The sequence below is a fragment of the Butyrivibrio sp. AE2015 genome (genome assembly GCF_000420825.1).
Classification (GTDB): Bacteria; Bacillota; Clostridia; order Lachnospirales; family Lachnospiraceae; genus Butyrivibrio.
This window is the reverse complement of sequence record NZ_ATVR01000001.1, coordinates 1-19,238: the sequence shown is the minus strand read 5'-3', so window position 1 is coordinate 19,238 and position 19,238 is coordinate 1. Positions and strand designations below refer to the sequence as shown.

The 19,238-nt window shown below is 40.3% G+C and carries 17 protein-coding genes, 1 tRNA gene and 1 rRNA gene; 18 read left to right on the top strand and 1 reads right to left on the bottom strand.

From position 1 onward, the window contains the following. Window positions 1-114: 114 nt before the first annotated feature. The 17 genes from G585_RS0100095 (at window position 115) to G585_RS0100015 (ending at window position 17,253) form a co-directional block, all read left to right on the top strand. Window positions 115-891 (top strand): TatD family hydrolase, encoded by a 777-nt coding sequence (locus G585_RS0100095; RefSeq protein WP_022772110.1) that lies wholly within the window; start codon window positions 115-117, stop codon window positions 889-891. Then, entirely contained in the window at window positions 892-1,770 is an 879-nt protein-coding gene (gene rsmA / locus G585_RS0100090; protein WP_022772108.1) for a 16S rRNA (adenine(1518)-N(6)/adenine(1519)-N(6))-dimethyltransferase RsmA, read from the top strand. It abuts the gene before it with no gap. Between the two features lie 40 nt (window positions 1,771-1,810). Continuing rightward, entirely contained in the window at window positions 1,811-4,693 is a 2,883-nt protein-coding gene (locus G585_RS0100085) for a tetratricopeptide repeat protein (protein ID WP_022772107.1), read from the top strand. A 28-nt stretch (window positions 4,694-4,721) separates the two neighbouring features. After that, window positions 4,722-6,647, top strand: coding sequence for a 1,4-alpha-glucan branching protein GlgB (gene glgB / locus G585_RS0100080; RefSeq protein WP_022772106.1), 1,926 nt, complete (start codon window positions 4,722-4,724; stop codon window positions 6,645-6,647). Between the two features lie 90 nt (window positions 6,648-6,737). After that, entirely contained in the window at window positions 6,738-9,704 is a 2,967-nt protein-coding gene (locus G585_RS0100075) for a DUF6240 domain-containing protein (protein WP_155827677.1), read from the top strand. 34 nt (window positions 9,705-9,738) lie between these two features. Further along, entirely contained in the window at window positions 9,739-10,899 is a 1,161-nt protein-coding gene (locus G585_RS0100070; RefSeq protein ID WP_022772103.1) for a flagellin N-terminal helical domain-containing protein, read from the top strand. A gap of 37 nt (window positions 10,900-10,936) precedes the next feature. Then, on the top strand, window positions 10,937-11,413 hold the full coding sequence (locus G585_RS0100065; protein ID WP_022772102.1) for a flagellar protein FliS: 477 nt from the start codon (window positions 10,937-10,939) through the stop codon (window positions 11,411-11,413). Window positions 11,414-11,535: 122 nt separating this feature from the next. Next, window positions 11,536-11,901 carry a prepilin peptidase gene (locus tag G585_RS20140; RefSeq protein ID WP_022772100.1) on the top strand — a complete coding sequence of 122 codons (366 nt, stop codon included), beginning with the start codon at window positions 11,536-11,538 and terminating at the stop codon, window positions 11,899-11,901. A 110-nt stretch (window positions 11,902-12,011) separates the two neighbouring features. Continuing rightward, the gene (locus tag G585_RS0100055; RefSeq protein WP_022772099.1) at window positions 12,012-12,449 is read left to right on the top strand and encodes a hypothetical protein; all 438 of its coding nucleotides are present in this window, start codon (window positions 12,012-12,014) and stop codon (window positions 12,447-12,449) included. A gap of 169 nt (window positions 12,450-12,618) precedes the next feature. Next, window positions 12,619-12,771: an FHA domain-containing protein gene (locus tag G585_RS19260; RefSeq protein ID WP_022772097.1), complete on the top strand. Its 153-nt coding sequence runs from the start codon at window positions 12,619-12,621 to the stop codon at window positions 12,769-12,771. A 38-nt stretch (window positions 12,772-12,809) separates the two neighbouring features. Further along, the gene (locus tag G585_RS0100045; protein ID WP_022772096.1) at window positions 12,810-13,826 is read left to right on the top strand and encodes an SCP2 sterol-binding domain-containing protein; all 1,017 of its coding nucleotides are present in this window, start codon (window positions 12,810-12,812) and stop codon (window positions 13,824-13,826) included. An 18-nt stretch (window positions 13,827-13,844) separates the two neighbouring features. Further along, window positions 13,845-14,477, top strand: coding sequence for a rhomboid family intramembrane serine protease (locus tag G585_RS0100040; protein ID WP_022772095.1), 633 nt, complete (start codon window positions 13,845-13,847; stop codon window positions 14,475-14,477). Beyond that, the gene (locus G585_RS0100035) at window positions 14,477-14,881 is read left to right on the top strand and encodes an HIT family protein (RefSeq protein ID WP_022772093.1); all 405 of its coding nucleotides are present in this window, start codon (window positions 14,477-14,479) and stop codon (window positions 14,879-14,881) included. Before G585_RS0100040 ends, G585_RS0100035 begins: the two co-directional genes overlap by 1 nt. 85 nt (window positions 14,882-14,966) lie before the next feature. Further along, window positions 14,967-15,809 (top strand): fumarate hydratase, encoded by an 843-nt coding sequence (locus tag G585_RS0100030; protein WP_022772092.1) that lies wholly within the window; start codon window positions 14,967-14,969, stop codon window positions 15,807-15,809. A gap of 27 nt (window positions 15,810-15,836) precedes the next feature. Continuing rightward, window positions 15,837-16,403 carry a Fe-S-containing hydro-lyase gene (locus G585_RS0100025; RefSeq protein WP_081644715.1) on the top strand — a complete coding sequence of 189 codons (567 nt, stop codon included), beginning with the start codon at window positions 15,837-15,839 and terminating at the stop codon, window positions 16,401-16,403. A 24-nt stretch (window positions 16,404-16,427) separates the two neighbouring features. Next, window positions 16,428-17,045: a methylated-DNA--[protein]-cysteine S-methyltransferase gene (locus G585_RS0100020; RefSeq protein WP_022772089.1), complete on the top strand. Its 618-nt coding sequence runs from the start codon at window positions 16,428-16,430 to the stop codon at window positions 17,043-17,045. Window positions 17,046-17,165: 120 nt separating this feature from the next. Continuing rightward, window positions 17,166-17,253, top strand: a tRNA-Ser gene (locus G585_RS0100015). Window positions 17,254-17,295: 42 nt separating this feature from the next. Here the strand turns inward: G585_RS0100015 and G585_RS0100010 are convergent. After that, window positions 17,296-18,612, bottom strand: a complete 1,317-nt coding sequence (locus tag G585_RS0100010) for an MATE family efflux transporter (protein WP_196802872.1) — start codon at window positions 18,610-18,612, stop codon at window positions 17,296-17,298. A 498-nt stretch (window positions 18,613-19,110) separates the two neighbouring features. On the opposite strand from G585_RS0100010, the gene G585_RS0100005 reads away from it, so the two are divergent. Then, a 16S ribosomal RNA gene (locus G585_RS0100005) occupies window positions 19,111-19,238 on the top strand; the annotation flags it as partial.

Sequence of the window (19,238 nt, the reverse complement as noted above, 5' to 3'; positions counted from 1 at the left end):
TTAATTTTTTTTAAATTTTTTTAAAAAGTGCGTATTTACGCGGTTTTCAGAGTGCTTTTTTTGTGGTATTGTATTTATGGTAACCTCAAAGATGAAGTATTTTATGGAGAAATAATGATTTTTGATACACATGCTCATTACGATGATGAGCAATTTGATATAGATAGAGACGAGCTTATTGAGGCTGTTAAGGCAGCGGGTGTTGATCATGTGGTTGATGTGGGGGCAAGTATAGATTCTACAGCAAGGGCTTTAGAGCTTGCTCATAAATATGATTTTATATATGCAGCAGTTGGAGTTCATCCCAGTGAAGTTGAAGAGCTTAATGAAGATAATATTGAACTTTTAAGAGAATGGAGCACAGATGCCAAGTGTGTTGCAATAGGAGAGATAGGGCTTGATTATCACTGGCCAGATCCATCACCTGAGCTTCAGATAAAGTGGTTTAGAAGGCAGTTACAGCTTGCAAGGCAGGAAAGACTTCCGGTTATCATCCATTCAAGGGACGCTGCTGCAGATACTATCGAGATAATGAAGAGTGAGCACGCTGAGGAGATTGGCGGCGTTGTACACTGTTTTTCATATTCCAAAGAAGTTGCTAAGATCTGTGTGGATATGGGCTTTTATATAGGAGTCGGCGGTGTAATAACATTTAAAAATGGCAAGAAATTAAAAGAGGTCGTTGAGCAGACTCCTATGGAGAAGATTTTACTTGAAACGGATTGTCCATATCTTTCACCTGAACCTTTCAGGGGAAAGAGGAACAGCTCTTTGAATCTGCCTTATGTTATAGATGCAATAGCAGCTATTAAGGGAATAGAAAGAGAAGAAGTGATCAGGCAGACAACCGATAATGCCAAGCGCATGTATGGCATTTTTGCGGAGGTGTAAATGGCATATTTAGGAAATAGTGCAAAGACCAAAGAGGTATTGGCCAAATACAATATGAGTGCCAAAAAGAAATTTGGTCAGAATTTTTTGATAAATGAAAATGTCCTGGATGGAATAGTTGAGGCAGCAGGCGTTACAAAAGACGACTGTGTTCTCGAGATAGGGCCCGGAATCGGAACACTTACTCAGTATCTTGCAGAGTCAGCAGGAAGAGTTGTTGCTGTGGAGATAGATAAGACACTGATGCCTGTTTTGGCAGATACCCTTTCAGAGTACGATAACGTCACTGTTATAAATGAGGATGTACTAAAGGTTGATATAGAGTCCATTGTCAAGGAATACAATGGAGGCAGACCTATTAAGGTAGTTGCCAATCTACCATATTACATTACAACTCCGATCATAATGAAACTTTTTGAAAGCGGAGTTCCTATAGAGAGCGTTACGGTAATGGTTCAAAAAGAGGTTGCTGACAGGATGGTTATGGGGCCCGGAAGTAAAGACTATGGTTCTTTGTCCCTTGCAGTTGCTTATTACGCCGAGGCACAGAGCGTTATGGATGTTCCTCCGAGTTGCTTTATACCACAGCCGGGAGTTGGATCAGCAGCTGTCTATCTCAAAAGACATGACAAAAGACCTGTGCAGGTAAAAGATGAAAAGTATATGTTTGAGATAATTAGAACAGCCTTCAATCAGCGAAGAAAGACGTTGTCTAATTCTCTTTCAAATAACCCTTCTTTGAGAGTCACAAGGGATCAGGTTCAGGATGCTCTTGTTAAAATGGGGATTGACGAAAAAGCAAGGGGCGAAGTTCTTGCATTATCACAGTTTGCGGAGCTTTCAGACATTTTACAAAGCAGTGGTGCTATGATAAACTAACACTATATATAGTATTTTAGGCACCAAAGAGGTGGATATTTTGGATAAAGTTGAGTACAAGATCAGAGCGGACGAAATAAAAGCTCTGGTGGGGGAAGGCAGATTTGCCGAAGCAGTTAGGATCGCGGACACAATCGACTGGAAAAAAGTCAGAAGCGTGCAGATGCTTTGTATGATAAGCGATCTGTATAAGATAAACAGGCGCTATGAAGAGAGCAGAGATGTTCTCCTTATGGCTTATGATAGACACCCTACAGGTAGGGCTATAGTTTACTCTTTGTGCGAACTTGCTATTAAAATGGGCGAGTTTGTTCAGGCAGTGGAGTATTACAAAGAATTCGTAAGAATAGCACCAAGAGATACTGGAAGGTATATTCTTCAGTACAAGCTCTATGAGGCACAGGACGTCAGCCTTGAGGAGAGAATAGCTGTTCTTGAAGAGTATAAAAAACACGATTATAAAGAAAAATGGGTATATGAGCTGGCATATTTATATCATCGCGTAGGCCTCACAACAGAGTGTATCGAGACCTGTGATGAGATGTTTTTGTGGCTTGGTGACGGCAATTATGTTATGAAGGCCCTTGAACTTAAAGCGCTTCATGAGCCTCTTTCCAAGGAACAGCAGGACAGATATGTTAGATATAAACAGGCACACGGCGGATATGTTGATAAGAGCGTTGTTATAGACAAGGCTCTTGATCAGGTCGGCAATGATGACCCACGCACTGTTGAGATTAAACAGCCAACCAAAGAAATGCCACCTGTAACAGACGCAGATATTGCAGCATATAACGCTTCAGAGCACGAGGATTCTTTTGCAGATAAGAACCAGCCTGCAGAGGAAAATTATACATCAGATCTTTCTTCAGACAGTCCTACCAGAGAAATGGATAGGATTGTTTATCCTCATATCAGCGAAATAAAGGAGCCATCAGTTGATGTAAGTGCGTATAACACTATGAATCTTCAGGAGGCACTTGCTGAGAATCTAAAGGCAGTAATGAACGACAGCGATTCTGATCAGGAGCTGAATTATACTCCAGTAACAGATCAGGAAACCAGTCCTGTCAGCCCTGTTCAGCCTATAACATCAGAGATTTTTGAAGTAGAAAAAGAATCTGACATGGGAATGCAGGAGATCTTTGCCCAGGCAACAGCAGAAAAAGATCTTGAAAAGCAGGAAGACAGTACTATTCCGGAAGAGCCTTCAATGAATATTGAGATAAAGTATGGTGGAAACGGCCCTATTTTGGGGGAGGAAAAGGTAAGCCATACTCCTGTATATGATGAGAAGCCACTTGAGGATGAAGTTCCGGGAGCGGTAATCCATCCTAACGCTGCATACCAGGCGCCAAGCCATTTTGATAGTTTCCTTTCACAGGAATACGACGGTCAGATTTCGATGGCCGTTGAGCCTGAACCTGAAGTTGAAAAGCAGATAACAGGCCAGATCAGTATTGACGAATACATGCTCAACTGGGAGTCTTATAAAAAGAGCCAGCAGGAGAAGCAGCTGGAGAGAGTTAAAAAACTTGTAGCTGAGGAGACTGGAGATCTTTTTGCTGATTTCGATGAAAAGACAAAAGTCGGCCTTCAGGAGAAGATGGAGAGGGCAATTGCTGATGCTTTGAAGAGAGAGCGTCATGAAAAAGCGTCAGGAAGAGGCGACTGGTCCAAGAATAAAGAAGATATTATCGACAATGCAGTTGACGATGTTATCAAGTCTGAGGAACTTGATGAGGGGTCAGAAACCAAGGAAGAGGTATTCCTTGATGAGACAGCAGAGCTTGAGAAGATCGTAGAAGAGGATCTTTTAGAGGAAAATGAAGCTAAAAAGCCTGAAGAAGAAAAGAAGCTTGATAGCGAGGAAGCTGAGAACGTAGAAGAGCCTAAGGAAGAGGAAAAGGAAACCTCAAATGAATCTTCAGAAGAGGAAGATGAAGAAGAGGAGGAAGCTCCTGTAGAAGAGAAAGATACAGAAGAAAAAGAAGATTCTGAAGACGAAGAAGATCAGGATGATGAGGAAGAAGAAAAATCACCTGAAAAGTCCAAGGAGTCTGAAGAGCCCCAAAAGAACAAAAAGGCAGATAAGAAGAAAGACAAAAAGAATAAAAAAGCTGAGAACGGCGCAGCTAAGAGACATATTGGAAACAGGGAGATTGAAGAGCGCGTAAGGACGATGACTCCTGAAGAAAAGCAGCTCTTTGGACCATATATCCATCATAAAAAGTCAAGACGCCAGATCATCAATGCAATTGACAATATGAGCATGGATGCATTTAGCGGAAATGCTATCGTGACCGGTGAAGAAGGCGCAGGAACAGTTAACCTTGCAAAGGGTCTTATAAAGGCAGTGCAGGCATCTGATTCCAACTTCAGTGGTAAGGTTGCCAAGATAACAGCTAACACTCTCAATAAAAAGAGTGTTGAAAGCATCTTTGATAAACTTGCAAACGGAGCACTTATCATACAAAGAGCAGCGGACCTTGAGCCTGAAACAGTAAACGAACTTCTAAAAGTACTTCAGGAAGAGAATAAGGGCCTTATCATCGTAATGGAAGATACCAAAGAGGATATGAACAGATTCCTCGATAAGAATCCGTCTCTTAAGCAGAGCTTTAACGTAAGAGTTGACATAGAAGCTCTCGACGATGATTCACTTGTAGCGTACGCAAGACAGTATGCTCTTGAAAAAGAGTATTCTATTGATAACCTCGGAATTCTGGCTCTTCACACAAGAATTTCAGAGAGACAGACACTTGACCATGAGGTGACTGTTTCTGAGGTAAAAGATATTATTGATGACGCAATTTACTACGCAGAGAAGAGATCAATATCTCATTTTGTAGATGTTATCGTCAACAAGCGCTATGACGAGAACGACATGGTAATTTTAAGAGAAAAAGACTTTATGCATTAAATACTTTAAAAATTTGAGGGGGCTGTTTATGGCAGAAAAAGTATTTATTTCCGAAGCAGATGAGTATCTGTTTGGTCAGGGAACGCATTACGAAATATATGAAAAGCTTGGAGCGCATCCTTCAACGGAAAAGGGGAAAAAGGGATACTTCTTTGCCGTATGGGCGCCCAATGCCGCAGATGTTCATGTGGTTGGCTCTTTTAACAACTGGGATGAGAATGCAAACCGTCTTGAGAGGACAAAGACAGGAAACATATGGACAGGATTTATTCCGGGGGTAGGAATAGGAGAACTGTACAAGTACCTTATAACTACTCAGGATGGAAGAAAGCTTTACAAGGCAGATCCTTATGCCAACTTTGCAGAGCTTCGTCCGGGCAACGCATCAAGAACTACAGATCTTTCCGGTTTTAAGTGGACTGATTCCAAATGGTTTGACAACAGTAAGGGAAAAGACATAAATCGTCAGCCTTTATCAATTTATGAGTGCCACATTGGATCATGGATGAAGCATCCCGATGGCACAGAAGACGGATTTTATACATACAGACAGTTTGCTGACAGAATTGTCGAGTATTTAAAAGAGATGCAGTACACCCACATTGAGCTCATAGGAATTGCAGAACATCCTTTTGATGGCTCATGGGGATATCAGGTTACAGGTTATTATGCACCAACATCAAGATATGGTGAGCCTAAAGACTTCATGTATCTTGTGAACAAGCTTCACAAGAATAACATTGGAGTAATTCTTGACTGGGTACCTGCGCATTTTGCAACAGACGAGTTTGGTCTTGCCTGCTTTGATGGCCAGTGTATCTATGAGCATCCGGACCCAAGGAAGGGAGAGCATCCTGATTGGGGGACCAAGATATTCAATCTTGAAAAGCCTGAAGTTAAAAACTTCCTTATTGCAAATGCTCTTTTCTGGATAAGGAAATTCCATGTGGATGGACTTAGAGTGGATGCGGTTGCTTCCATGCTTTATCTTGACTATGGTAAAAAAGATGGTCAGTGGGTTCCAAACAAATATGGCGATAACAAGAATCTTGAGGCGATTGAGTTCTTTAAACACTTTAACAGCGTAGTCAGAGGAACTTATCCACAGGTTCTTACAATAGCAGAAGAATCAACAGCATGGCCGAAGGTTACAGCTGCGCCTGAAGAGGACGGTCTGGGCTTTGCCTTTAAATGGAACATGGGATGGATGCATGATTTCTGCGAATATATGAAGCTTGACCCATATTTCAGGCAGGGTGCACATTATATGATGACCTTCGCCATGAGCTACAACAGCTCTGAGAAATATATTTTACCTCTATCTCACGATGAGGTTGTTCATTTGAAGTGCTCTATGGTTGAGAAGATGCCGGGCTATCAGGTTGATAAGTACGCCAATCTTCGTGCCGGATACACATTCATGTTTGGACATTCCGGTAAAAAGCTCTTGTTCATGGGACAGGAATTTGGACAGGAGAGAGAATGGAGCGAAAAGAGAGAGCTTGACTGGTTCCTCCTTGAAAACGATCTCAACAGAGGAATGAAGGACTATGTTGGCGAGCTCCTTAAAATGTACAGAAAATACCCTGCATTATATGAAGTTGATGATGACTGGGGCGGATTTGAGTGGATAAATGCCGATGATAAGGAGCGCAGTACTTACAGCTTCTACAGAAGAGCAATAAATGGCAAGGATAACGTTCTGTTTGTTCTTAACATGACTCCCGTTGAGAGAAAGGGCTTCATGGTTGGAGTTCCTTTTGCAGGTACTTACACTCATATATTGGACAGTGCGGAAAAGAAGTATGGCGGATTTGGAAGTAACATTCCAAAGAAGATAGAAGCGGTTGAAGGACTTTGCGATTACAAGGACTACAGCATAACCTTTGATCTGCCGCCCTATGGAGCGGAGGTCTTTGTTTTCCAGACTAAGAAAACACAAAAGAAATCTTAAGATTTTTTTCCTAAGAGCCGAAATAGAAGGTGATGGATGATGTATCCATCACCTTTTTTAGTACAAACAAGTTTCCGTAGAAAGGCATATATGAGTTTAACTTTTCAGACTATTAGCGACAAGAGGTCAGCTAATGAACAGATTATCAAAAGCACGGAAGCAGATAATAGGATTTATACAGGATCAAACAGAACAGAGCAGACAAAGGCAAATTCTTTTCTGGTTGATCTGAATTCAAGCTTTTTTAGCAGCGATGCATATGCGCAGAGCACAAAAAGCCTTGATGATGTAAAGAATCTGGCACAGAACACGGATGTTCAAAATAAGCATAATTACATGGCTCTTTTATCAAATACCATGTCTGATGAGGACTACGCAGCTGTCCTTGAAGGTGGATTTGATTTTGGAAATCTAAATAGCGCAGAGACTGTAACCATAATGGATAAGATAAAAAGTGCCCTCTTAGAAGCAGGGACAGTTATCGCAGGTTACAACGATGATCTTAGCCTTGATAAGCTTGAAAAGATCACCGGAAACAGGTCTTTTGCAGCAGCTCTTCAGAAGAGTTTTTCAGAAAACGATATTCCAGTTACAACTAAAAATGTTAGTGAAGCAAAGCAGGCATTTGAGCAGATATCTGATATTGAAAAAATAGACGACTCTGCAGTCAAATACCTTGTTCTTAATGGGAAAGAGCCCACGATAAACAATATTTACCTGGCGCAGCACAGTACCAATGGACAAAATGCGAGTGGAAGGGGCTTTTATGCCCAGGACTGCAATGGGTATTATGCCAAAAAAGCTGATAACCTTGACTTTGAGCAGGTACGCCCTCAGATAGAGAACATAGTTAGGGAAAGTGGCCTTGATGAGAGTGATGATAATAATATTGAACAGGCTAAATGGACTATTGAGCAGGGAATTCCTCTTACAAAAGAAAATTTAGAAGCAGTAATTGATATAAAAGAAATAGAGTTTCCTGTGACAACAGAGCTTGGAGCAAAGGCTATAGCAGCAGCACTTGCCGATGGGAAAGCTGCCAAAGAAGCAAATCTTCATGATCCTGAAAGCACATCAAAAAAGCTTCTGACTCAGAGATTACAGCTTGAAGAAAGCAGAATAAAAATGAGCGCTGAGGCTAATTCTAAAATGGCTGATAAGAATTTTGAAATCGACTTAAAGCCGATGGAGAAATATGTGGAGCTTATAAAGGAAGAGCTAAAGAACCTGTCAGGTGAGTTGGCAGGAAGGATAATAGACGAAAAAACTCAGGTTAATGCTGAGAATAAAGCATACATTTTCAGTATGACCATGACCAGAGTAGATATTATAAAGCAGGGACCGGTAGATGTGACCGGCGCATTACTTGATCATATTGAGACTGCAAGTCTCTTAGATATCAGCAGTGTTTCTTTTGATCTTACTCAGAAATTCAGGGCAGCAAGAGAGGACTATGAAAAGATGGAGACTGCTCCGAGGGCAGATCTTGGAGACAGCATCGAGAAAGCCTTTAGGAATGTTGATGAAATACTTTTGAATCTGGGAAAAGAGATTACTGATGAAAACCGAAGGGCAATAAGGATCCTTGGTTATAATTCACTTGAAATAAATGAAGAGAATTTTGAAAAAGTAAGAGCATATGACCTCAGACTTAAAGAGACTATGGACAGACTTAAGCCCGGAGCTGTGCTTGATCTGATCCGTAACGGGAAAAATCCGCTTGGAATGACCATAGAAGAACTGTCAAAAGGTCTTGATCAAAACGAGTTCGGAAAAAACAAGAATGACTCAGGTAAAAAATCCGACGAGAAATATTCAAAGTTTTTATATAAGCTTGAAAAGAACAACGGAATAACTAAAGAAGAAAGAAAAACTTTTATAGGAATCTACAGACTCTTTCACACCCTGAAGGCAAACGATCACAAGGCAATAGGTGATCTTTTAAAGATGGGAAAAGAGATGACTTTAGGAAATCTTCTTGATGCGACAAGAACTCAGAAGAAGGCGGATCGTGGAATTGATTATACAGTAGATGATGAGTTTGGAGGCCTTGAGATTAAAAATAACGCCGCAGGAGAAAGAATTGATGAACAGATTAATTCGGCATTTATATTTTATAAGGCTCATGCCGATATAGTATACGAGAATCTTGAACCTGAAAAACTCAAGGCAGCAGATCCTAAAAAGAATACTCTTTTGACACAGCTCTCCAAAATACTAAGTGAAAGCGACACCGATGAGGAACTTGAGAAGGCGTATACAAAAGAAAATCTAAGGCATATCAGAGAGGTCGGCGAATCCAAAGAAGCCGGGGCAGCTATAGATGAAATGGAAACTGAGCAGGTTGAGCTAAACTTCAACAACCTGGAAGCCATGATCGAAAATAAAAGAGAGCGAAAAAGAGGAAAGCTTTGGGATAAGGCCTCGGAAATTGATGGCTCTATCAAGAAGGACGAGGAAGATCTTTTGACACTTCTTGATGAAGATAATTATGAAGGTTCTTACAGAAAAAAGCTGGATCAGATTTCAGAAAAACTGACAGAGGCTTTGATGAGCACGGAAGATAGCTACATCGATGTGAAAGCTATCACGCTCATGCAGAAACAGATTTCAGTTATGAAAAAAGCATCGGGCAATGCTGATTTCGATGTTCCTGTGGAAATAGAAGGAACCAGCGTTTCGATGCATGTCACCTTAAAAAGCGATGACACTTCAAAAACAAGGATGGACGCAAGTATTCAGACCTATGAGTATGGCCTATTAACAGCCAGTCTCTACGAAGAAGGCGGATCTATAAAAGGAATGATCACCACTTCCATGTCGGAAAGCCGCGAAGAGTCTGAATATCTTGTAGGTGTAAAAGAAAAGCTGTGCAGGAAACTTTCAGAAAAGATAAAGGATCTGGGTGTAGACCAAAATCAGATAGGAATCCTTTATGGAGTGAAGGTGCCTCAAATTAGCAGCACGATCGATGCAAAGGCCATGGACGGCGAAAGAAAAATTACAAATACAGGTACATTACTTAGAATGGCAAAAGCATTTATTGAAGCTCTTTGATAAGAGCCAGGTACGCGCAGAAATGAGGTAAAAAATGAAAGTTAACTACAACGTATCAGCTATGATCGCGAATAATTCACTTCAGAAAAACGACAAACTTCTCTCCGAATCTTTAGAGAGATTATCAAGTGGTCTTAAGATTGCGAATGCCAAAGATAATCCATCAGGCCTTGCAATGTCCAGAAGAATGAATTCCCAGATAGAAGGACTTGGAGTAGCAAACGCTTCTTCAAATGATGCGATCTCAATTGTTCAGGTTGCAGATGGAACGCTATCTGAGATCCATGAAGTTCTTCAGAGAATGAATCAGCTTGCTGTTCAGGCAAGTAATGGAACCCTTACTGATACTGATCGTCAGACTATCCAGGCAGAGGTAACTCTTTTGAAAGAAGAAATAGAAAGAATGGCCGACACAACTCAGTTCAATGGCCAGAGCATTCTCGATGGCTCTTTTGACCTGAAAGGATACGTAACCGATCAGAATGGAAAGACCAATCCAAACATCAAAGTGAGTACATATTCTGACAACATGGACCAGGGTACTTATAAGATAACCGGCTTAAATGTCAGCTATATCAACCTTGTTGGTACAACCGGAGTTGATAAAAAAGGAATCTTCTGCGAAGAAGCGGTTTTAAAAGATATTAAGATCTATAAAGATGGCGAAGAGTATATGACAAACAATATGCTTGTATCAATCCAGGAGGATGTTCTTACTCTGTCAGACAGTACAGGTAAAAAGCTCTCGATCCAGATTGACGAGCCATATGTTGGAGACCTTAATGTTGAACTTACAACAAAGGGAGCCATGACAATGCAGGTCGGCGCAAATGAGGGTCAGACCCTTGATATCAGAATAAATAAGATTTCCCTCACGACCCTTGGACTTTATAACCTTGATCTTGCCAATGAGGCTGGTGCAAGAGAGGGAATTGACAGCATTAAGAACGCTATTTCAGAGATCAGTGCAATTCGAAGCAGACTCGGTGCTTATCAGAACAGGCTTGAACACACAGTAAGCGGACTCGACATAACAGTTGAGAATATGACAGCAGCTTATTCGAGGATTATGGACGTGGATATGGCAGAGGAAATGACTGTTTACTCAACTCAGCAGGTACTTTCACAGGCAGGAACATCTATGATGGCACAGGCCAATGAAAGACCTTCACAGGTGTTGCAGCTTCTGCAGTAACCCGTAAACGCTGACTTGTAACGAATCGAGGTGCCACATGACTCAGGAGAAAAAACAGGAATTCACATTAAAAATAACTCAGGCCAACAAAACCCAGATGATAACCATACTTTACGAGATGATCATTGATTATCTTGACGATGCGCTGGATGAGATAAGCGTCGGACAGAAATCTGATGGTGAAAAGAGCTTACTAAAAGCTCAGAACTGTTTGGATGAATTAATCCGTTCAGTAAATCTGTACACAGATTTGGGAAAAATGCTCCATAAAATTTACATTTTTTCGAAAAAAGAATTAATTGTTTCCGGAGCAAATCATAGTCTTCATAGAATTTGGAGAGTGAAGAAAAATATCAAAGCTCTTCACGAAGCCTACAGGGAGCTGGAAAAAAATGATAACAGCGAACCTATGATGAACAACACTCAGAAAGTCTATGCAGGTCTCACATACGGAAAACACAGCTTAAACGAAGACGTTACAGCACTTTCCATGAACAGAGGCTATGTAGTTTGAATTAATTTATGCAAAGTGACGATTCAGAAAAAGGGGGTTTACAACAAAACTCAAATTTGATAAATTCTATACTCGCGAGCTCGAAGAAAAACAGAAAGGAGTGAGCTTATATAGATACGGTTTTGTTGACCCTCTTGTCTGGAGCGGTTTTTACCGATCTTTACAAAGACAGGATTTATAATTTCTGGTTGATTCCGGGATTACTTGTTGGAATCATCACAGCAGCCTTGGGTGGGCTGGAATCTCTACTGGCTGCAATGACAGCAATCGCTTTTTCGTTTGTTATCTTGCTTCCTGTATATCTTTTTAAAGGCATTGCCGCGGGAGACGTGAAGTTATTCATGACGGCAGCATCCTTTATGTCAGTGCAGGACATATTTTCCTGCATCATTCTATCATTCTTGATAGCTGGTATTATTTCACTTTTTATTTTGATCTTTAAAAGAAACAAAAAAAGAACGGAACAAAAAAATAATCTACTTTATTAGTTTCCGACATAAACCGCATAAAACATGGTTGTATCGAATATAGTTGATTACGCAATAAATCGACTTTATAATAATAATAGACTATTTTTTATCATGGGTTATGGGGTGTTATGGTGAAAAAGAAGATTATCTTATTTGAGTCGTATCACAATAATAGAGAAAAAGTTAAGTTTATTTGTCGAAATACTATATATAGAGATAAAGATAATAATAAGTGTGAATATCCGGTTAAGGATAAAGGTGTTTTTTGCAAGTGCAGAGCATTAGGCTATAGTTGTGAGCGGCCTCGGGTAAAATCTTGTATTGCGGCAATGTGTGATCACTGTATTTTTACTACGGATGGATTACCTTCATTACTCAGAGTTTTAGTTGAATACTATGATAAGTTTAAAACGACAGGTAACAAAAAATACTTTTATGCCTTAAACGATCATCTTATCCCTTATTATGCAGATATGATAGAAGAGTTAAAAGCAGATATGAGTGATGAAGAAAAAAAAGTAATAGATAATATTATGGGGGATTACCTAGAATGCCAAAAAGCTTGAGATTAGACGAGTATGAAGAATACCTGATGTATAATGATGTGGCATATAACAGTGAAACAATAGTGATATGAATTAAAAATAAAACTTCTTCGTAATGAGGAGGTTTTATTTTTTGGCGAGAATTCATTTTGCCAATAAAGTAGAATATTAAAAAATCTACTTTATTGGCATGAAAATTTTTTTTGTTCCTAATGATCTTATTGATCTTGGATCAACAAATGGCTCTTTTGTTAACGGCCTTAAAATTGCAGCACAGAAAAAGATCTATATTGATGAAGGGGACGAAGTTAAATTGGGCAGAATATGTTTTGACCTTCGATAAATGTGATATACTATCTTTAACTGGTTGGAGGGGTATTCATGAAGATTAATATCTATTACGGTGGACGAGGAATCATCGATGATCCCACCTTATGCGTTATCTCGCAGATCACAGCAGTTTTACAGGAATTAAATGTTAAGGTACAGCAGTACAATCTCTATGAGCAGAGAAACGGCATTACTGCTTTGCCCAACACTTTGAAGGATGCAGATGGAGTTATTCTTGCTTCTACAGTTGAATGGTTCGGTGTTGGCGGATACATGATGCAGTTTTTGGATGCCTGCTGGCTCTATGGCGACAAAGAGAAGATAAAGCAGATATACATGGCACCGGTTGTCATGTCTACAACCCATGGAGAACGCGAAGGCATGATGAGTCTTGCGGCTGCCTGGGAGATGCTTGGGGGACTTCCATGTGAGGGAATATGTGGATACATCGCTGATACAACAAAGCTGGAGAACAGCCCTGAGTATACCAAGATAATAGATAAAAAAGCTGAAAACATTTACAGGACAATAAATCAAAAGATGCCTGTTTTCCCTGCCAGCAATCAGGCGGTTATAAATAAAGTTGCAATTGCCAACAGCATTGATCTCACACCTCAGGAATCTGAGCAGCTTTCGGAATATGCATCAGATGATAAATATGTAAAGAAACAAAAAGAAGATCTTCAGGAACTTGCAAGCATCTTCAGGGATAAGATGGGGCAGGACGGCGCAGCATCAGGTAATCCCGAGGAATATGCAAAAGTTCTTTTAAAGAAGTTTACTCCTGTGGCAGGCATAAATGCCAAGTACAGAATAAACTTCATTGATGGAGGAAAACTTAAACCCATCATTATCGATATAAACAATTCAAAGTGCAGTTGCCGTGTGGCTGAAGAGGAAGGCTGTGACGTGGTTATCTCTACGGATCAGAAAATCTTCGAAGAAATCCTTGATGGTCATATGACATTCCAGAGAGCCTTTATGGCCGGAAGCATAAAGATGAAGGGAGATTTTAAACTCCTCAGAAGTATGGACCAACTCTTTGAACTAATGGAAACAAAAGGCTGATCATTATTGGTGACATATATGCAGGAAGAAGAATTTTGGGAAAGACAGAAACAAATCTATAAACATGCTTACGTTAGTATTGCCATATTTCTTTTGAATGTGATCATATTTATTATGAGTCAGCACTTTGCCAAATGGATGTATGCTGACGGTGCCATGGTAACTGAGAGAATATTGGGCGAAGGAGAGTTTTACAGGATTTTCACGGCCATGTTTCTCCATGCAGATATCGACCATATCTGCAACAATATGGCTATTTTAATTCTTGTTGGAGCTGTTGTTGAGAATTACACAGGGCATTTATATTATGTAGTTCTTTATTTGCTATCGGGATTTTTTGGTAATATCCTATCAATGGCATACGAGGTCAGAAATAACCTTACATGGTTTTCTATTGGAGCAAGCGGTGCTATCATGGGAATCGTAGGTTTTTTATCTGCCTGGATCATAGCCAACAGAAAGACCTTTCTCAAGAATAGAGGAACTGCTGTAAGAATGCTGTTTTTATTGGTGTTTGTAGTTGAAGCATGCTTTTTTCAAAAAGGAGCAAATACACCGGCGCATCTTGGAGGATTCCTGACAGGGTTTGTGCTGGGAGTTATTAATATAGTAGTATTTAGCAATAATAAAGTTATGGAGGGCTTAGCGTAATGGACGGATGTATTTTTTGTAAAATTGCAAATGGAGAGATTCCATCAAACACAATATATGAGGATAACGATTTCAGAGTGATTTTGGACAACGGCCCTGCGACAAAGGGACACGCATTGGTTCTTCCTAAGGAGCACTACGCAGATCTTTTTGAGATTCCTGAAGAAAAGGCAGCTGGAGCAATTAAGGTTGCCAAAAAAGTAGCTGGTCTTATGAAAGAGAAACTTGCATGCGATGGACTCAATCTTGTGCAGAATAACGGACCTGTAGCAGGTCAGACTGTTATGCATTTTCATCTTCATGTAATTCCTAGATATGAAAATGACGGACAAAAGATTCTTTGGAATCCTACAAGCCCTTCAGCAGAAGAACTTGTTCAGATAAAAGATACAATTATTGGCTGATATTATATTAAGTAGATTCACACATTGTGGGTCTACTTATTTTTTGTATAAATAAAGAATAAAAAACGACATAGAAGGGTTTTATATGCGCGAGATCAACGTTTCAGAAATAACACAGACAGTAAAAAATATGTGCATCAGCGCCAATTACAGGCTTTCTCCTGATATGCAGAGAGCTCTTGATAAGGCAGAAAAGGAAGAAGACTCTGAACTTGGGAAGAAAATTATTACTCAGCTTCAGGAAAATTTGAAGATAGCAGAAAGTGATCAGATTCCCATATGCCAGGACACCGGAATGGCAGTGTTCTTTTTTAAGATAGGACAGGATGTACACTTTGTAGGTGGAGACTTAAATGACGCAATAAATGAAGGCGTTCGCCAGGGATATACAGAAGGTTATCTTAGAAAGTCAGTTGTAGGAGATCCGCTGATAAGAGAGAACACAAAGGATAATACACCTGCTGTCGTTCATTATGACATAGTTCCTGGTGATAAGGTTACAATCACCTGTGCACCTAAGGGCTTTGGTTCAGAGAATATGAGCCGTGTATTCATGCTAAAACCAGCTGACGGAGAAGAAGGCGTCAAAGCAGCAGTTGTCAGGGCTGTAAGAGATGCGGGGCCGAATGCCTGTCCACCTATGGTAGTTGGAGTTGGAATTGGTGGAACCTTTGAGAAGTGCGCTGAAATGGCAAAAGAGGCACTGACAAGACCTGTGGGTGAGCATTCTGAGATAGAATACGTTTGTGAAATGGAAAAAGAGATCCTCGAAATGATAAATTTAACAGGTATTGGGCCTGCTGGTCTTGGCGGTAAGATAACAGCCCTTGCAGTAAACATCAATACTTATGCAACGCATATTGCAGGACTTCCTGTGGCAGTAAATATATGCTGCCATGTGAACAGGCATGTGACTAAGACACTGTAATAATTAAAAACACATAATTTAAAGAATATGGAAGATAACAATATGGATATAGAAATTCAGGCTCCCGTAGATAAGAATAAAATGAAGGAACTTAAGGCAGGTGATATGGTTTATATTACAGGAACTATATACACAGCAAGAGATGCAGCCCATAAGCGAATGTCTGAAGCGCTTGCCAAAGGAGAAAAGCTCCCTATTGATATGGAGGGAAACCTCATATACTATATGGGGCCATCACCTGCAAGAGAAGGTCGACCAATAGGTTCAGCAGGCCCAACAACAGCAAGCCGTATGGACAAGTATGCACCGGCACTTCTTGATCTTGGCCTTAGTGGGATGATAGGTAAAGGAAAAAGGTCAAAAGAAGTAATAGATGCCATGGTCAAAAATGATGCAGTTTACTTTGCAGCCATAGGTGGAGCAGGAGCTCTTTTGTCTAAAGCAATCATACAGTCAGAAGTAATCGCTTACGATGACCTTGGAACTGAAGCCATCAGAAAGCTCAAAGTCGAGAGATTCCCGGCAATAGTAGTCATTGACTCCATGGGAAACAACCTCTATGAGACAGCAGGGGAGAAATATAATTTAGATTAAAATCGTGCGATTAGGGAATTGAAAATGAAGACTAGAGAAGAAGCTATACAGTATGGTTTGTCCTTTCCTGATACATATAAGGAAGCGCCATTTAGAGAGCAAAACTGGCAGCTTGTCAGAGTAAAGGGGAATAAGAAAGCCTTTTTATGGACATATGAAAAAGATGGATATATAAATATCAACGTGAAGGTTGACCCTGACTGGCGGGACTTATGGCGCAAGGCATATGATTCTGTAATTCCTGCGTACCATCAGAATAAAGAGCATTGGAATACTGTAATACTTGATGGAACTATCCCTGATGAAGAAATAAAGAGAATGATAGGACACAGCTATGACCTTGTCACAGATTCTCCGACCAAAAGAATATATGAAGCTGTGAAAAGAATCCCTAAGGGGCACGTTGCTACATATGGGCAGGTTGCAGAAATGGCGGGGAACAAGAGAATGTGCAGGGCGGTAGGTAATGCGCTGCATAACAACCCAGATCCTGATAACATACCATGCTTTAGAGTAGTTAATTCACAGGGAAAGCTCGCGGGCAATTTTGCTTTTGGAGAAGGTGTGCAGGAGAGTCTTCTTTTAAAAGAGGGGGTTGAAGTTATAAATGGAAAAGTTGATTTAAAGAAATATGGTATATAATAAATAGTGAGAAAACAATTGACAAAGCCTTTGGGTCTTTGTATAATTACATTTGCGTCTTGGTTATTAGACATAGGCGCATGAATTCAAAACCACATATTGGTAGAGGGATTCAGGCATGGAGAAATACTCAAGTGGCTGAAGAGGCGCCCCTGCTAAGGGTGTAGACCGTTCGCGCGGTGCGCGGGTTCAAATCCCGCTTTCTCCGTTAAAAAAAGCTCGCAGTTTTGCGAGCTTTTTGTTTTTTCTTTTAATCCTTTTTTCCCCATTTGATACGGTAGTATATAAGTTCTGTCAGGCAGCAGGTAACCCAGCCTACAGGATATCCGAGGCCAACAAGAAGAGGTGTATTGTCGATATACCTGGTTACTACAAAAAGGTATATCTGCCTGATAACAACAAAGCAGCCGATCATTATGAACATTGGCCCTTTGGAATCGCCGCGTCCTCTCAGGGCACCGGCAAGTGTGTGATTCACGCAGTTTGCGATCAGGAAAAATACATTGGCGTGAATAAAGAGAGCTCCGAAGTCTATAACCGATTGATCTTTTGAAAACCAGCCAATTGCGGGTTCGGCAAAAACAAATAAAAGAGCAGCGATAACAACGGTAACACCGACTGCTAAAAAGAGGGTTACTCTGGTTCCTCTGGAAGCCCTCTCATTTTTTCCGGCACCTATATTTTGACTTACAAAGGTAGTTGCTGCCATTGCCATACTTGACATAGGCAGCATTATAAAAGTATCCAGCTTGTTGTAACTGCTCCATCCTGCCATGCAACTGGAACCGAAGTGATTTATATAGGACTGGACAAAGACGTTTGAAAATGCTGTAATGACAGATTGTATTCCGGCGGGAAGTCCAACTATGAAAATACTCTTAAGGATATCCTTATCAAATCTCATATCTTTCCAAACGAACTTATAAATTTCATTTGAAGTAGTCAGAAGAACCAGGACCATAACAGCAGATAAAAGCTGGGAAATAATTGTGGCATAAGCTGCTCCGCTGATGCCGAGTCTGAAATACTTAACAAACAGGATATCTAAAATGATATTCATTATACTCGTAAACATAAGGAAAAGGAGAGGGCGGGTAGTGTCTCCAACAGCCCTGAGTATAGCGCTTCCCATATTATATATAAGTAGCCCGGAAAACCCCAGGAAATAGATCTGTAAATAAATCTGAGCCTGCCCGAAGACATCTTCAGGAGTCTTCATGAATCTTAACATTGGATCAACACCATAGTACCCTATTGCAGTAAATAGAATGCAGAACAGGAAAGTTGTGGTGATGGTGGTCTCAATAGCAGAATGCAGTCTGTCTGAATTCCTGGCTCCAAAGAATCTTGAGATGACAACTCCTGCACCTATTGAAAAGCCATTAAAGAAAAATACCAGCATGTTGACGATCATGGATGTGGAACCAACAGCAGCCAATGCTTCTTTTCCTACATAATTTCCAACAACTATGGAGTCAACGGTGTTGTAAAGCATCTGGAAAATGTTTCCAAACATCAGTGGTATAGAGAATAGAAGGATTTGCTTTATAATGGATCCCTCTGTCATATTTTTTGTTTTAGTTTTTGTGTTTTGCATAAATCACCTTATTGATTCTTTTGATTTTCTTCATTATACAATTTATGCCTATGTGTTGCACAAGGATTATGCGACCACAAAGAATAGTAGTATTATCAGAAAACGCTACTAGATAATGTATAAAAAACATTTATAAAAATTTCTCAAAAAAGTTGTTGCATTTGGTATGGCCCTTTGCTATAATAACTTTTGCCCGCTTGAGAGAGGGGCAAGAAAGCCGAGAGTTAAGCGGTTTTCGAAATGGGTTTGAAAAAACTCAAAAAAATAAATCAAAAAAGTTGTTGACAAACATCTGAAGCTGCGATATACTGAATGAGTTGCTGCTGAAGAGCGCAACAACAAAGTACCTTGACAAATAAACAGTAATGCAACCCTGAAAAATTCCAAGAGAATTTATTCAGAACAAAGATTTAGTAAATAACGGACAGAACAAAAGCCAAGCTTAAGTTCTAGCCTGATCAAACTTTTAAACGTGAGAGTTCGATCCTGGCTCAGGATGAACGCTGGCGGCGTGCCTAACACATGCAAGTCGAACGGAGAATATACGCTTCAGAAGCTTCGGCAGATGATTGTATATTCTTAGTGGCGGACGGGTG

Bases quoted from the DNA above. Each gene is read 5' to 3' on its own strand.
- G585_RS0100045 (WP_022772096.1), top strand. From the start codon at position 12,810: ATGAAGATTAATATCTATTACGGTGGACGAGGAATCATCGATGATCCC.
- G585_RS0100055 (WP_022772099.1), top strand. From the start codon at position 12,012: ATGGTGAAAAAGAAGATTATCTTATTTGAGTCGTATCACAATAATAGA.
- G585_RS0100065 (WP_022772102.1), top strand. From the start codon at position 10,937: ATGACTCAGGAGAAAAAACAGGAATTCACATTAAAAATAACTCAGGCC.
- G585_RS0100075 (WP_155827677.1), top strand. From the start codon at position 6,738: ATGAGTTTAACTTTTCAGACTATTAGCGACAAGAGGTCAGCTAATGAA.
- G585_RS0100020 (WP_022772089.1), top strand. From the start codon at position 16,428: ATGAAGACTAGAGAAGAAGCTATACAGTATGGTTTGTCCTTTCCTGAT.
- glgB (WP_022772106.1), top strand. From the start codon at position 4,722: ATGGCAGAAAAAGTATTTATTTCCGAAGCAGATGAGTATCTGTTTGGT.
- G585_RS0100025 (WP_081644715.1), top strand. From the start codon at position 15,837: ATGGAAGATAACAATATGGATATAGAAATTCAGGCTCCCGTAGATAAG.
- rsmA (WP_022772108.1), top strand. From the start codon at position 892: ATGGCATATTTAGGAAATAGTGCAAAGACCAAAGAGGTATTGGCCAAA.
- G585_RS0100040 (WP_022772095.1), top strand. From the start codon at position 13,845: ATGCAGGAAGAAGAATTTTGGGAAAGACAGAAACAAATCTATAAACAT.
- G585_RS0100035 (WP_022772093.1), top strand. From the start codon at position 14,477: ATGGACGGATGTATTTTTTGTAAAATTGCAAATGGAGAGATTCCATCA.
- G585_RS0100095 (WP_022772110.1), top strand. From the start codon at position 115: ATGATTTTTGATACACATGCTCATTACGATGATGAGCAATTTGATATA.
- G585_RS0100030 (WP_022772092.1), top strand. From the start codon at position 14,967: ATGCGCGAGATCAACGTTTCAGAAATAACACAGACAGTAAAAAATATG.
- G585_RS19260 (WP_022772097.1), top strand. From the start codon at position 12,619: ATGAAAATTTTTTTTGTTCCTAATGATCTTATTGATCTTGGATCAACA.
- G585_RS0100010 (WP_196802872.1), bottom strand. From the start codon at position 18,612: ATGACAGAGGGATCCATTATAAAGCAAATCCTTCTATTCTCTATACCA.
- G585_RS0100070 (WP_022772103.1), top strand. From the start codon at position 9,739: ATGAAAGTTAACTACAACGTATCAGCTATGATCGCGAATAATTCACTT.